The 15204-nt window shown below is 65.9% G+C and carries 10 protein-coding genes; 7 read left to right on the top strand and 3 right to left on the bottom strand.

Annotation, left to right across the window (positions count from 1 at the left end; all coding sequences use genetic code 11):
- Positions 1–108: 108 nt before the first annotated feature.
- The 7 genes from RI103_RS25290 (at position 109) to RI103_RS25320 (ending at position 9955) form a co-directional block, all read left to right on the top strand.
- Entirely contained in the window at positions 109–1890 is a 1782-nt protein-coding gene (locus RI103_RS25290; protein WP_310818361.1) for a S10 family serine carboxypeptidase-like protein, read from the top strand.
- Between the two features lie 220 nt (positions 1891–2110).
- Positions 2111–2854, top strand: a complete 744-nt coding sequence (locus tag RI103_RS25295; RefSeq protein WP_011492097.1) for a (Fe-S)-binding protein — start codon at positions 2111–2113, stop codon at positions 2852–2854.
- Complete coding sequence (locus RI103_RS25300; RefSeq protein ID WP_310818362.1) at positions 2851–4245, top strand: lactate utilization protein B; 1395 nt, start codon at positions 2851–2853, stop codon at positions 4243–4245. The genes RI103_RS25295 and RI103_RS25300 overlap by 4 nt, the downstream gene beginning before the upstream one ends.
- Positions 4232–4819 (top strand): LUD domain-containing protein, encoded by a 588-nt coding sequence (locus RI103_RS25305; protein ID WP_310818363.1) that lies wholly within the window; start codon positions 4232–4234, stop codon positions 4817–4819. The genes RI103_RS25300 and RI103_RS25305 overlap by 14 nt, the downstream gene beginning before the upstream one ends.
- 72 nt (positions 4820–4891) lie before the next feature.
- Entirely contained in the window at positions 4892–6721 is a 1830-nt protein-coding gene (locus tag RI103_RS25310) for a VRR-NUC domain-containing protein (protein WP_310818364.1), read from the top strand.
- Positions 6718–8982, top strand: a complete 2265-nt coding sequence (locus tag RI103_RS25315; RefSeq protein ID WP_310818365.1) for an ATP-dependent DNA helicase — start codon at positions 6718–6720, stop codon at positions 8980–8982. The genes RI103_RS25310 and RI103_RS25315 overlap by 4 nt, the downstream gene beginning before the upstream one ends.
- A 121-nt stretch (positions 8983–9103) precedes the next feature.
- On the top strand, positions 9104–9955 hold the full coding sequence (locus tag RI103_RS25320) for an alpha/beta hydrolase (protein ID WP_310818366.1): 852 nt from the start codon (positions 9104–9106) through the stop codon (positions 9953–9955).
- Here the strand turns inward: RI103_RS25320 and RI103_RS25325 are convergent.
- From RI103_RS25325 to RI103_RS25335, 3 genes are all read right to left on the bottom strand, one after another.
- Positions 9894–12548, bottom strand: coding sequence for a mechanosensitive ion channel domain-containing protein (locus RI103_RS25325; protein ID WP_310818367.1), 2655 nt, complete (start codon positions 12546–12548; stop codon positions 9894–9896). The two genes, RI103_RS25320 and RI103_RS25325, sit on opposite strands and share 62 nt — an antisense overlap.
- A 272-nt stretch (positions 12549–12820) precedes the next feature.
- Positions 12821–13168: an NIPSNAP family protein gene (locus RI103_RS25330; RefSeq protein ID WP_310818368.1), complete on the bottom strand. Its 348-nt coding sequence runs from the start codon at positions 13166–13168 to the stop codon at positions 12821–12823.
- Positions 13169–13308: 140 nt separating this feature from the next.
- The gene (locus RI103_RS25335; RefSeq protein ID WP_310818369.1) at positions 13309–15009 is read right to left on the bottom strand and encodes an MFS transporter; all 1701 of its coding nucleotides are present in this window, start codon (positions 15007–15009) and stop codon (positions 13309–13311) included.
- Between the last annotated feature and the right edge of the window lie 195 nt (positions 15010–15204).

Consider the following 15204-nt stretch of genomic DNA (forward strand, 5'->3'; position numbering starts at 1 on the left):
GTTTTCGATTGACGCCGCAAAAGCTTGCGTCAAAAATCGAGCGCCGGGTTCGTCTTAAGCGTGGACCTTCCGGACATCGGCGCATATCGACTCACAGTCGGGAACCCCATGGGCCTTCGCTTCAGCTTCTGGTTGCGCCAATCACTGATGGCGGGATCGATGGCGGCCGCTCTCGTGGCGATGACGCTCGTGCTCCTCGCGCTCGCCATGTTCAGCACGATGTGCGCGGCAACTGAACTCGACGATTCGCCGGAGGCCGCCGCAAGCGCGGAAACCGAGGCGTCGGCGCCGGACGCACCGCGCGTCGTGAGCGGCGCGCCCAATCAACGCGCGGAGACAAACGGCCAACCGCCCGACGATTCGCACGCGGCCACGGCACGCTCCGCTCGCCAGCTGCGCCCGGCTGCGGGCGTGCCGAACGAAGCGTCGGGCAGCACGGCCCAGCGCAACGCGAAACCGGAGTCGGCGGGCGTCCCCGTGCCGCAGGAAAGCTCATCGGTGACGCAGCATTCCATCCGGCTCGATGGCCGCAAGCTCGACTACACGGCCACTGCCGGCAACCTGCTGTTGCGCGACAGGACAGGGCAGGCGAACGCGAGCGTGTTCTACGTCGCCTACACCGTCGCCAGCAAAACGCCACAGACGCGGCCGGTCACGTTTCTCTTCAACGGCGGCCCGGGCGCCGGCAGCGTCTTCCTGATGATCGGCTCGTTCGGGCCGAAGCGCGTGCGCACCGCGAGTCCCGACATCACGCCGCCCGCGCCGTACACGCTCGCCGACAATCCCGACAGCCTGCTCGATTCCACCGACCTGGTATTCATCGACGCCGTCGGCGCGGGCTTGTCGAGAGTCGTCGGTCATGGCACGGGTAAAGACTTTTGGGGCGTCGACAAGGATCTCGGCGCGTTCTCGCAATTCATCGACCGCTATCTGACGGTGAACCAGCGCTGGAATTCGCCGAAGTACCTGCTCGGCGAATCGTATGGGACCGCGCGCGCCGCGATGCTCGCGTATCAGTTGGGGCAGAACAATATCGCGCTCAACGGCGTGATCCTGATGTCGTCAGTGCTCGATTCCGCCGCGTTTTCGGCGGGCTCGGATTTCAAAAGCGAAAGCTATCTGCCAAGCTTCGCGGCCATCGCCTGGTATCACGACAAGATCGTGCCGAAGCCGGTCAGTCTGCCGGCCTTTCTCGACGAAGCGCGCGCGTTCGCACGCGGGCCGTATGCGCAGGCGCTCGCGCAAGGCGACGCGCTGCCGGACGCCGAGCGCGACGCGATTGCCGCGCGCGTCGCGCAGTTCACCGGCCTCGACGTCGCGTATGTGAAGCGCAGCCGCCTGCGTCTCTACCCGTCGCGTTATCGCAGTGAGTTGCTGCGCGATCAGGCGCGCAGCGTCGGCCGTTACGATGCGCGCTTCGAAGGGATCGACTTCAATAGCGTGTCAGAACGTCCCGATTACGACGCCTCGGTGAGCAGCGTATCGAGTGCTTTCGATGCGGCGCTCCATCAGCATTTCGCTCAGGACCTGCACTTCACGCCGGCCGACCGCTACCGCGTCTTCAACGACGAAGCATTGACGCAGTGGGACTGGAAGCATCGCGAATGGTGGGGCGAGCATCTGTCCGTGCCATACGCGGCTGGCGATCTGGCCGAAGCGATGCGGCAGAATCCGCGCTTGCGCGTGATGTCGGTGAATGGCTATTTCGATCTGGCCACGCCGTTCTACGCGACCGAGTATGCACTCGCGCATCTGGGCGTGGATGGACCGCTGCGCGCCAATGTGCGAATCGCCTACTATCCAACTGGTCACATGATCTATCTCGACGATGCGGCTTTGCATACGCTCAAGCACGATCTGGCGAGCTTCTATGCGGCGGGGGCGCGCTAGCGGGTTCCGAAGAACTCGCGCGGCGGCCGGGGCCTGCCTCACAGGCGGATTCGGCGTGTTCCTTTGAACGGTATAATTTGCTGCAACGTCGCAGCATGACTACTGCTGCAGAATCCGGGCACCTGGATGAATCGCCGGCTGCCGCTATCGACTGGGGTTCGTGTTTTAGCGCGTTACTCCTGTCCCATGCAACACAGTTGCGCTTCTTTTCAAAGAGCTTATGAAAGTCGCCCTGTTCATCCCGTGCTTCATCGACGCGTTCTACCCCGAAGTGGGCATCGCCACGCTCGAATTGCTCGAACGCTTCGGCATCGAGGTCGACTATCCGCAGGAGCAAACCTGCTGCGGCCAACCGATGGCCAACAGCGGCGCGCATGCCGAGGCCGCCGGCGCCGAGCGTGTGTTCGCGCGCAATTTTGCCGGCTATGACTACATCGTCGGACCGTCGGCGAGCTGCATCCATCACGTGCGCGAGCATTTGACCGCGCTGGAGCAAACCGACGAAGTGAAGAAGGTCCGCGCGAACGCTTACGAACTCGTCGAGTTTCTGCACGACGTGGTCGGCGCGCGTGAATTTCCCTGGGCCGAGTTTCCGCATCGCGTGGGCTTGCACAACAGCTGCAGCGCCTTGCGGCATCTGAAGGAAGCTTCGATTTCCGAAGTGGCGGGCACGCCGTTTTCGAAGCCGCGTACCTTGCTCGAAGGCGTGAAGGGCATCGAGTTCGTCAAGCCGGCGCGGCCCGACGAATGCTGCGGTTTCGGCGGCACGTTCTCCGTCACCGAAGAGCCAGTGTCGGTGCGCATGGGACAGGACAAGGTGCGCGATCATCTGAACGCGGGCGCCGAATACATTGTCTCGGGCGACATGTCGTGCCTCATGCACCAGCAAGGCTGCGCGGAACGCATGAAAGCCGACGCGCGCTTCATTCATATCGCGCAGGTCCTCAATGGAGCACGCGCATGAGCAACCGGATCGATCACGCGAAAGCGGCGGGCGCTTTCATCAGCAAGACGGAGCACGTGGCGTTTCACGACAAGCGTCTATGGGACTTGCGTGAGAAGCGCGATGCGCAGGCGCACGGCATTGCCGAGTGGGAGACGATGCGTGAACTCGCATCGGGGATCAAGGAGCACACGCTGTCGAACCTCTCGCAGTATCTCGAACAGTTTGCGGCGGCGGCCGAGGCGAACGGCGTGACGGTGCATTGGGCCGCCACCGCCGAAGAGCACAACGCGCTCGTGCACAAGATCATGTCGGAGCGCGGCATGACCACGCTCGTCAAAAGCAAGTCGATGCTCACCGACGAATGCAAGATGCGCGAGTATCTCGAACCGCGCGGCATCACGGTGATGGAAACGGATCTGGGCGAACGCATCCAGCAACTCGATCATCAGGATCCGAGCCACATGGTGGTGCCGGCAGTCCACAAGCTGCGCGCCGACGTCGCCGAGCTGTTCGGCCGTACCATCGGCACCGATCCGAAGAACAGCGACATCCACTACCTCGCGGAAAGCCAGCGGATGAACACGCGGCCCTACTTCGTGCGCGAGAAAACGGCCGGCATGACCGGCTGCAATTTCGCGGTGGCGGAGACCGGCACGGTCGTGGTGTGTACGAACGAAGGCAATGCGGATCTGTCGGCGAATGTGCCGCCTTTGCATATCGCGTCGATCGGAATCGAGAAGTTGATTCCGAAGGTGTCGGACCTCGGCGTGTTCATTCGCATGTTGTCGCGCAGCGCACTCGGCTCGCCGATCACGCAGTACACCTCGCATTTCCGCGCGCCGCGTCCGGGCACGGAGATGCACTTCATTCTCGTCGATCATGGCCGCTCGGAGCGGCTTGCGATGGAGGACTTCTGGTACTCGCTCAAATGCATTCGCTGCGGCGCCTGCATGAATACGTGTCCGGTGTACCGGCGCAGCGGCGGGCTGTCGTATGGCGGCACGTACTCGGGGCCGATCGGCGCGATCATCAATCCGACCTTCGATCTGAAGCGTTATAGCGCGCTGCCGTTCGCGTCGACGCTCAACGGCAGTTGCACCAACGTGTGTCCGGTGAAGATCAATATTCACGAGCAGATCTACAAATGGCGCACGGTGATCGCCGAGCGCCACGAAGTGCCGTTCGTGAAGCAGGAAGTGCTGAAAATGGCGGGGCGCTTGCTGGCGAGTCCGACCTTGTATCGCGCGACGGTGTCGTCGATGGGCAGCGCGTTGCGGCGTCTGCCGAATTTCGTGCTGTATAACCCGCTCAACATCTGGGGCAAGCAACGCGAGTTGCCGGAGGCGCCGAAGCTGACCTTCCACGCCTGGTACAAGAAGAATCGCGGAGACGACAATGGCAACGCGTGAGGCTTTTCTGGAAAAGGTGCGGCAGGCACAGCCGCCGGCGCGGCCGCGGCCCGACGTGCCTCTGTTCAACTCGGCGGGCGGCGATCTGCGCGCGCGCTTCACGGCGGCGTTGCAGGCGATGGGCGGCACCTGCGTGGAAGCCACGTCCGCGGACAAGGTGAGCGGCCTGATTCGCGAGCGCTTCGGCGCTGAGGCATCGGTGGCTTCGGCGAGCGCGGAAGTGCCGGGCACGCGTCCGCTCAGCGCCGACACGGAACCGGCCTCGTTGCAGGACATCGACGTCGGCGTGGTGCGGGCGCGCTTCGGCGTCGCCGAAACCGGCTCGGTGTGGTTCAGCGAGCGCGAGTATGTGGTCAATGCGCTCGGCTACATCGTGCAGCATCTGGTCGTGCTGCTCGACCCGGCGCAATTGATCGACGGCTTGCAGGACGTGTACCGGCGCGATGATTTCCGCGACGCCCGTTATGCGGCGCTCGTCACCGGCCCTTCGGCAACGGCGGATATCGAAGGCGTGCTGATTCGCGGCGCGCAGGGCGTGCGGTCGTTGACGGTGGTGTGGCTGGCGGCGAGTTGATGGCGCGCGTCTGAGGGTTCCACGGACTTTGCTATTATCACTGTATAAACATACAGGTTTCATGAAAGTGCCGTGGCAACACCCGTTTCCCCCTACGCTCTCTACTATCTGCTGAATTTCGAGCGCGCTCTCGCGTGGCTCGCGCAGCGCTACGACGACCTGTTCGACGCGCAGGAACACGCGTTCCTGCGCGAGTTCGCCGCGTTGCCGCAGTCTTCGCGCGCGTTGCTGGTGCGCATGCTGATGCGCAAAGGCACGCTGTTTCGCGCGACCCGCCTGTCTTACGACGAGATCGGCTGCCCGTTGCAGGCGGCCGCGCCGATCGCGGCGCTCGGCTGGGTCGACACCGAACCGGGGCTGACGCTCGACGAGCTGTTCGCGCTCACCACGCGAGCCGAGTTGATGGAGATCTTCGCGGATGCCATCGCGTTGATTCCGGGCGCGAGGAACCTGCGCAAACCAGATCTGCTGGAAACACTGCGCCCGTTCCATGCCAGCGAAAGCGACGAAGAAGGCGCCACGGCGCGCCCGTTTTCGGCATGGCACGGTCGAACTGAAGACCGCGTCTTGCACGTGGCGATCGCGCCGCTTTGCGAACGTCTGCGTTTGATGTTCTTCGGCAATTTGCAGCAGGAGTGGTCCGAGTTCGTGCTCGCCGATCTCGGTGTGTTCCAGTACGAGAAAGTGGCGTTCGCGCCTTCGTCGCGCGCGTTCCAGCAGCGCGCGGACGTCGACGTTTATCTCGCCTTGCATGCGTGCCGTGAAGGGCTCGAATGGCTGCCCGGCGGCGAGACGGAAGCGGCGGCGATCGAGGAACTGGTCGCCGCGGTCAACGCCATCGAAACCGCGAACCCCTGGCTCGAAACGCGGCGCGCGAAACTGCTGTTCCGTATCGGTTACCTGTGCGAGCGCCGGCAGAACTGGGCGGCCGCGCTCGCCGTTTATGAGCGTTGCGCGTGGCCCGGCGCGCGTCATCGGCGCATGCGCGTGCTCGAACGCAGCGAGCGTTTCGACGATGCCTACGCGTTGGCCACGCAAGCCGCCGCCGCGCCGGAAAGCGAAGAAGAGGCGCAACGCCTTGCGCGCATGCTGCCGCGTTTGCAGCGCAAGCGCGGCGAGCGGGTGGCGCGTATGGCGGCGGCGCGGCCGGTCGAACGCAGCACGTTGGTGCTGCCGCGGCCGAACGCGCCGATGCCGGTCGAATACGTCGCCCGCGATCATCTGACGTGCGAGGCCGCACCGGTGCATTACGTCGAGAACGCGCTGATCAACTCGCTGTTCGGGCTGTTGTGCTGGGAGCCGGTTTTCGCGGCGTTGCCGGGCGCGTTTTTCCATCCGTTCCAGCGCGGTCCGGCGGATTTGCACGCGCCGGATTTTCATGCGCGCAGAGCAAGACAGTTCGCCGCGTGTCTCGAACAACTTGATAGCGGCGGCTATCGCGAGACGATTTTGCGGCATCTGCATGGCAAGGCAGGGCTGCAATCGCCGTTCGTATTCTGGGGGCTGCTCACGCCGGAACTGGTCGCGCTGGCGCTCGACTGTCTGCCCGCCGCGCATCTGAAACTATGGTTCGAGCGTTTGCTGCGCGATATTCGCGGCAATCGTTCCGGTTTGCCGGATCTGATTCGCTTCTGGCCGGCGGAGCGCCGCTATGAGTTGATCGAAGTGAAAGGCCCAGGCGACCGCTTGCAGGACAATCAGATTCGCTGGCTTGCGTATTGCGCGCAGCACGGCATGCCGGTACGCGTGCTCGACGTGCGCTGGGCCGACGATGACGCGATCGCGGAAAGCGGCAGTGCGGCTGAAGGCGCCGCCGAGGTCACAACCGAAGTCACCGCCATGGCCACGGCCGAAGTGGCCGCCAAGGCCACCATCGATACCACTACCGAGGCCTCCGCATGACCTACGTGGTCGCCGTGCGGGCGATGTGCGAGTTCACCGCGAGGCGCGGCGACCTCGATCTGCGCTTCACGCCGGCGCCGACCTCGCTCGAAGGCATGGCGGGCCACGTGACAGTTGCCGGGCGGCGCGCGAGTGGCTACGAAACCGAAATCGCGCTGACGGGCACGCACCGCGGCCTGACCGTGCGCGGCCGCGCCGACGGCTACGACCCCGTTGCGAACCGGCTGGAAGAGGTCAAGACGCATCGCGGCGATCTCGAACGCATGCCGGCCAATCACCGCACGCTGCATTGGGCACAGGCGCTCGTGTACGGTCATCTGCTGTGCCGCGCGAGCGGGCTCACGGAGCTGACGGTGGCGCTGGTGTACTTCGATATCGGCACTCAGAAAGAAGTGCTGCTCACGCAAACCCACACCGCGCGTGACCTGGAGATTTTCTTCGTCGAGCAATGCGAGCGCTTTCTCGATTGGGCCGTGCAGGAAGAAGCGCATCGCGCCGCGCGCAACGCGGCGCTCGGCGTATTGCAGTTTCCGCATGGGCAGTTTCGCAGCGGACAGCGCGAGCTGGCGGTGTCGGTGTATCGCGCGGCGCGTGACGGCAAGCCTTTGATGGCGCAGGCGCCGACCGGCATCGGCAAGACGCTTGCGACGATTTTCCCGTTGCTCAAGGCATGTGCGTCGGAGCAGATCGACCGGGTGTTCTTTCTGACCGCCAAGACGCCGGGCCGCGCGTTGGCACTGGACGCGATCGAAACGCTGCATCAAGTCGACACGCGTTTGCCGTTGAGAACTCTCGAACTGGTCGCGCGCGACAAAGCCTGCGAGCATCCCGACAAAGCCTGCAACGGCGAATCCTGTCCGCTCGCACGCGGCTTCTACGACCGGCTCGACGCGGCCCGCGGCGCGGCGCTGGCGGGTCCGCGCCTCGACCGCGCGGCGGTGCGTGAAGCGGCGCTCGCCCACGACGTCTGCCCATACTATCTGGCGCAGGAACTGGCGCGCTGGGCCGACGTGGTGGTCGGCGATTACAACTACTACTACGACAGCAGCGCCATGCTGTATACGCTCACGCAGATCAACCAGTGGCGCGTGGGCGTGCTGGTGGACGAGGCGCACAATCTGCTCGACCGTGCCCGCCGCATGTACACCGCGTCGCTCGATCAGGTGGCGTTCCGGCTCGCGCGCAAGACGGCGCCGGCTGCCTTGCGCAAGCCGCTTGAACGGCTGCAGCGCGAGTGGAACGCCGTCAAACGCGCGCAGAGCGCGACCTATCAGGTCTACGCCGAGGTCCCCGGCAAACTGCTCTCGGCCGCGCAGAATCTGATCGGTGCCGTCACGGATCAACTGGCGGAGGCGCCGCTTTCCATCGACGAAGCGTCGCTGCGTTTTTTCTTCGACGCGATGCATTTCGTCGCGCTGGCTGAGCAGTTCGGCGAGCATTCGATTTTCGACCTGACGCTCACCACAGATCGTTACGCGCCGCGCGACAAGACGAATGCGACGCTCTGCGTGCGCAACGTGATTCCGGCGCCGTTTCTCGCGCCGCGCTACACGGCCGCGCGCACCACGGTGATGTTCTCGGGCACGCTCAACCCGCATCACTTCTATCGCGACACGCTGGGGCTGCCCGAACACACTCAATGGCTCGACGTGGAAGGGCCGTTTCGCGCCGAACAGTTGCAGGTGCGCGTGGCCGGCAACGTATCGACGCGTTGGCGCGACCGCGAGCGTTCGCTGATTCCGATCGTCGATCTGATCGCCAGGCAATACGCGGCGCAGCCGGGCAACTATCTGGGTTTTCTGAGCAGCTTCGAGTATTTGCAGCGCGTGGTCGCGCTGATGCGCGAACGGCATCCGCACTTGCCGGTCTGGGCGCAGGAACCCGGCATGGACGAAGCGGCGCGCGATGCTTTTCTCGCACGCTTTCGGACCACGAGCCAGGGGGTGGGCTTCGCGGTGCTGGGTGGCGCGTTTTCGGAAGGTGTCGACCTCGTCGGCCAGCAACTGATCGGCGCGTTCATCGCCACGCTCGGTTTGCCACAGATGAACGAGATCAACGAACAGATGCGTCGCACGATGGAGGTGAGGTTCGGCAACGGCTACGACTACATGTATCTGTATCCGGGGCTGCAGAAAGTGGTGCAGGCGGCCGGACGCGTGATCCGCACGGAGCAGGATCAGGGCGTGGTGCATCTGATCGACGATCGGTACCGGCGGCCGGAAGTGCGGCGTTTGCTGCCGCGCTGGTGGGACGTGCAGTAGCGGCGCATAACGGCGCTTCATAAGCGCGCCTCTTTACCTCGCGGGTAATCGACCTGCCTGCCGCCGAGCGGCACAGTGGCGGCACGGCATCACGATTTCCACTTCGACAAAGGAGGCTTCCGTGAACGCGACCGCACCGTATCTCGCCGATGAACCGAACACCATCCGCACCGCCGACAACACGCGTCTTTTCTACCGCGACTGGGGGCGGGGCGCGCCGCTGATGTTCCTCTCGGGCTGGACGCTGAACTCCGACATGTGGGCGTATCAGATGGAACCGCTGTCGCGCCTCGATTGCCGCTGCATCGCGTACGACCGGCGCGGGCATGGCCGTTCGAGCGATCCGGGCCGCGGCTACGACTTCGACACGCTCGCCGACGATCTGGAAAGCGTCTTGAGCGCGCTCGATCTGACCGGTGTCACGCTGGTCGCCCATTCGATTGCGAGCGGCGAAGCGGTGCGTTATCTGACGCGTTACGGTTCGGCGCGTGTGGCGCGGCTCGCGTTCGTCGCGCCCGCGGCCACCCCGTACCTGCTGAAAACCGACGACAACCCGAACGGCATCGACGCCGCTCTATTCGAGCAGGGCCGCCTCGCGCTGAGCCGTTCCTTTCCCGACTGGATCGAGGCGAATGCGGCGCCGTACTTCGGGCCAGGCGTGTCGCGCGCGCCGCTCGACTGGACGATCCGCATGATGCTGCAAACCTCGCATCAGGCGATGCTCGAGCTGGCCCGCGTGCAGACCATCACCGATTTCCGCGCGGAACTGGCGAAGATCGAGGTGCCGTCGCTGATCCTGCATGGCGACCGTGACGCGTCGGCGCCGCTGGAGTTGACCGGGCGGCCCACCGCGGCGCTGATACCCGGCGCGTCACTGCATATCTACGAAGGTGCCGGTCACGGCTTTTACTTCACTCATGCGGAGAGGTTGAGCCGGGATTTGCTGGCGTTCCGGGGCCGCCTGCCGGCTTAGGGTCGACGGGCAACTGGTCCTCCACCGGCGCGTCGGTCTGCCGGGCCGCGGCGGACGAAGGCGCAGCGGCGGGTGGTTCGTCCTTCGGTGCGCCTTTGAGCGCGTCCTCGGGCATGCCATCCGCTTCGATCTTCGCCGGCGCGCTTTCCGGGTCCCACGTCAAGAGATTACGCTGCGGGTTCGCGATCTCGATGCCGCGCTCGCGGAACTGGTCGAGAATGCGCCGGTTGAATTCGCGTTGCACGCCCCAGCGCGCGCTGTCGCGGCACTGAATCTGGCCGGTCAGCGTGATGGCCGAGCCGTCCAGTGCATCGACGCCCCAGAAGCTGAAGTCCGACAGAATGCCGTCCTTGAACTTGTCGTCCTCGCGCAAGGCGGCGCCGATCTCCTTCAGCGTGTCGATCGCGAGATCGACGTCCTGGCCGAATACGATGTTGACCTTCACCGCCGCATTGCCGATGCCGCGGTTGGTGTTGTTTACCGTCGCCACCGAGCTGAACGGCACGGTGTAGAGCGAACCGTCGCCGCCGCGCAGCCGCACCGTGCGGATCGACAGATATTCGACGGTGCCGGAGACGCCCGCGAGCGTAACCCAGTCGCCGACCTGCATCGCGTTTTCCATCAGCAGGAAAATGCCTGTGATGAAATCCTGCACGAGCTTTTGCGAGCCGAAACCGAGCGCCACGCCGAAGATACTTGCGCCCGCCAGCAGCGGCCCGATGTTCACGCCGAGTTCACTCAAACCGGTTAGCACCACCACCAGCGCGATGGCGCAGAAGAGCGCGCTGCGCAGCATGGGCAGCAGGGTGCGCAAGCGCGCGGCGCGCACGAGGTCGCCGCTGGTGGTCCAGCGGTCCAGCCGGTGTTCGACCGATACATTGACGCCTTCCCACACCAGCAACGCGATCACGGCCGCCACGCCGATCGTCACGATTGCCGACGCCAGCCGGTGCCCGATCGTGCCGGTACGGAACACGTCGCCCACATGCACGCCCCACACCTGCAACAGCGCGAGCGCAGTCATGATGCCGATGATGCACGCCACCACACGGCGCAAGAGCGGGTAATAGCGGTACGCGCGCTGATGCACGAGCGATTTGGCCGCGTCGTCCTGCACATTGGCGAGCCGGGCCAGCGCGCCGAATATCACGATCGACACGACCCGCGCGCCCACCAGCACCGCCAGCGAAATGCCGCCGAGATGCAGCAACGCGTGATAGCCGTTCTGCACGTCGAGCGCCCAGATGAACCACAGCGCCATCACCACGAACACCGCGACCCACGCCCACACGTCGGCGAAGATATTGCCGGCGATCTCCAGCGATTTGCGCGCGGCGACGCGCTGGCGGATCAGATCGCCGACCGGTTTCGCGCATTGCAGCAGCAGGATCGAAATCATGATGTGGCCGGCGAGCGCGACCACTTTCATCAGCGCGAGATGCGCCGCGTCGTTCAGGCCGAGCGAATGCGCGATCTCCGCGACGGCGGAGCCCGCGCCCACCACGCTGACGATCCGCACCATCCAGCGCTGCACGAACGCGGCCCACGCATCGCTCATGCGCAACAGGCGCAGACGCGGCGCGGCTGGCTGCAGGAAGAAACCGCTGGCAATCACGATCACGCGGCACAGCACGTAGATGTCGACCAGCGAATCGAGCGCGTGGTCTTGCGGCGTGCCGTCGTCGGTGAAGATCGACATCAGCGCGCCCGCCGCGCCGACGAACACCACGAGCGGCAGCAGCCGCAGCACCATGGTCAGGAGCGCGCGCGGCAAGCGCCGCAGGAGCGTCCAGTGATGTTTGGCGTTCTGCTTGCCTTTGGCTTCGGTGACCTTGCCTTTGGCCGATGTGGCAGCGGAGGTGCCGGATGGCGCCACTGCGGCTTGCGCCTGCGCCGCCGTCACCGGCGAGGGCGGCGATACCGGCAGGGGCGGCGCGGCGTTCGACGTGTCGGCGGGTCGAGGCACGACATCGACGGGCAGGTCGGCTTGCGCGGCGTCGTCTTCGTCGGCCAGTTCGCGGCGCGCGGCCAGCGCCCTGTAGGCGTGGCGCAACAGGCGGCGCGCGAGCCATTCGAGCACGAGCGCGGGCAGCAGCGCGGCCAGCAGCGACCACGCGACGTGGCCCAGCACGGCGCGCGCTTGCGGGTTGGTCGATTGCCAGTTCCACCAGGCGCGGACCGACGCGACATCGAGCAGCGCGGCGGCCGAACTGCTAAGCGACGTGCCGAGGTGGACGGCCCAGTGCGCGCCCTGCCGGGCCAGTTGCGAGGCGAGGCCGTTGGATTTGAACGCCGCCGGCACGATGGCCTTGGCGCCGCTCGCCGCAGCCGGCGCCGAGCCGGCCGCGGGTGCGGAAGCGGGCGGCGCGCTGAGGGCGCCGGCGGCGGCGATGGCCTGCAGCGTGTCGGAGACTTGCGCGCGGCGCGTAGGATCGTTGAGGACGGCGAGGGCTTGGCGGGCCTGCTCGGGCGTCAGTGTGACGCCGACGCGGGAGGCCGACGACGCGGGCGTGGCCGGTGTGGTTGCGGCGAAAACCGGCGCGGTGATGAAGGCGAGAAGAACGAAAAACCAGATTTGGAATAATTTGCGCATAGGGTGTAAAGCGGGGACAGATGCGGACGGCTGTGCCGATACGTAGGGACCGGTTCGGCGATGTGAACATGAACCGACACGGGTTTGACCGTACAAGTTCCTCGAACCGCCGTGGCGCGAGGCGCCGGAAAGCCGGCGAGCCCCGTGCAGCGGCACCTTGCGGGAGCAAAAAACCTGCCCGTCGGACAGCACCGTATTGTCCCATGCCGGCGATGACGCACCGGAATTCCCCGGCCTGTGCCTCTGCCCGCACCGCCGCAAGCCCCTCGCAACTACTCCGTCGCTGACGTGCGCACTGGTGGCACGCCCAAAGTGCCCGGCACGACTTCGGTGAAGGTGCGCTCCTCGCGCAGAATGAAGCGCTTCGTTTGGGCCAGCCTGAAATTGTCGCGTGCTTCGGCATCGGTGCGCAGTCTCGCGCGATACGTTTCATAGGCCGCGAGGCTGTCGAACGCGATCAAACCCCACGCGATGTCGTTGGTCCCTTCGTGCGGCAGAAAATAGCCGAGCAGATGGCCGCCGCAGCGCGGAATGATGCGGCCCCAGTTGCGGGCGTATTCGTCGAAGGCGTCGCGCTGGAAAGGATCGATCTGATAGCGGATGAAGCAGGTTATCGCCATGTGCAAGCTCCCGGTCGGTTGAGGGGCGCGGTCTGAAGCGCCATGACTTCAGTATGGCGACCGGTGGTCGGCGATGTTTCATTGCTGTCTGAACTATCGATGCTTGGCCGTGCGCGCGCGGTGAATCTGGCGCCGCGCGACTAAAGTGGCCGTTGCGAGCGGATCGTCAAGGCGGCCAGCACCGCGCCGGCCAGCGCGCACAGCGCCGATACCAGCGCGACCGCGCGCAATGCCGCGCCAAGGGCTTCGGCCTCCGGCTCGGCACGCAGCGTCTGCGCAGCCGCCCGCGTTCCGCCCACTTTCCCGTCCGACGCACCGGTCCCGGCGGCCGGCGGCCCAGCGTCCGCATCCATGCCGACTTGCGCCAGGCTGGCCGCCTCGCGCGCCGCCCGTGGCACATGCAGCGCATCGAGCCGCGCATCGAGCGCCGCGTCGTGTGACCACACGAACACGATCCCCAGCACTGCGATCGCCAGCAGGCTCGCCACCCGCGCGACCGCGTTATTGATGCCCGAGGCGACGCCCGTGCGGGCCGCGGACACGGAGGTCATCACCGTCGTCGTCAGCGGCGCGACGGTAATCGTCATGCCGAGCCCAAGCACGGCCAGCGCGGGCAGAAATCCGCGCCAGTACTCGCCGCGTACCCACGGCAGCGCGAGCATCGCGAAGCCTGCCGCGGCGACGACCGGCCCCGCGATCAGCAAGGCCCGCGCGCCATAGCGGCTCGTCAGGCCGCCGGTGAAGCGCGACAGCAGGCCGATGGTTACCGGCACCGGCAACAACGCCGCGCCCGCCTGAGTTGCGCTGTAACCGTAAGCGCGGATCAGCGTGAACGGCAGGAAGAACAGCGCGCCGCCCAGCCCGAAGTAGAGCAGCAGCGTGACGAGGTTGGCGCCGACGAAGTCGCGTGAACGGAATACGTCGAGCGGCATCATCGGATTACGGGTTCGGGCTTCGAGCGCGACGAAAGCGGTCAGCACGAGCAGGCCGCCGAGCATCGACGCCAGCACCCAGCGGTCACCGAAGCCGCGCGCCGAGGCGAGGGTCAGGCCGTAGGTCAAGCCGGCGAGTCCGGCGGTGGCGGCGACCGCCCCCGGCCAGTCGAGTCTGGCCGTCGCATGTCCGGCGGGCCCGACGGCGAGGGCGGATGGATTCCCGTCATCGTCCTGCCGGCTATCCGGCACGGCCATGACGGCCAGCGCGATGGTCGCGCACGCAATCGGCACGTTCAGGAAGAAGATGGCCCGCCACGAAAACGCATCGACGAGCCAGCCGCCCGCCACCGGCCCGAGCGCCGAGGTGATGGCGCCGACGCCCGCCCAGGTGCCGATCGCCTGACCGCGCTCCTTGTCGTCGAACACCGCGCCGATGATCGCGAGGCTGCTCGGCACCAGCAGCGCCGCGCCCACGCCTTGCACGGCGCGCGCCGCGATCAGGGCGGCGGCGCCCGGCGCAAGGCCGCAGCCGATCGAGGCCAGCGTAAACAGCCCGATTCCGGCGATGAACACCGTGCGCCGGCCGAGCTTGTCGCCGAGCGAGCCGCCCACCAGCACCAGCGCGCCGAGAAATAGCAGATAAGCGTCGACGACCCACTGCATCGCTGCCACGCTCGCGCCCAGTTCGCTCTGGATGGACGGCAAGGCGACGTTGACCACGGAACCGTCGATGAAGGCCATGCTCGAGCCGAGGATGGTCGCGGCCAGCGCGAGTTTTTTACGTCGGCACGGATGGACGAGGCTGGGATGTTGCGCGCGGATGGCGAGCGCGTCGCACGGGCTGGCCTGAGCGGGCAGGACGGACGAGGAACGGCGCTCGAGCGCCGGTGCGTGCTGGTCGGCCAAGTCCGCTCCTGGATGGATGAACGGCTTTCAGCATAGCAACGCTGGCGCGTCGGCGATAGGCACGTGGGACGCGGGCGGCGCGGCTAACACGCCGTCGCACGTCATTTCATGCCGTGATGGGCAACAAGCAGGCTGTGTGCGAAGTGGTAAATGTGCGCAGTGGAGGCGTGCGCGGCTCGCCATCCCCGGCGGGCG

This window comes from Paraburkholderia sp. FT54, from assembly GCF_031585635.1.
Lineage (GTDB): Bacteria > Pseudomonadota > Gammaproteobacteria > Burkholderiales > Burkholderiaceae > Paraburkholderia.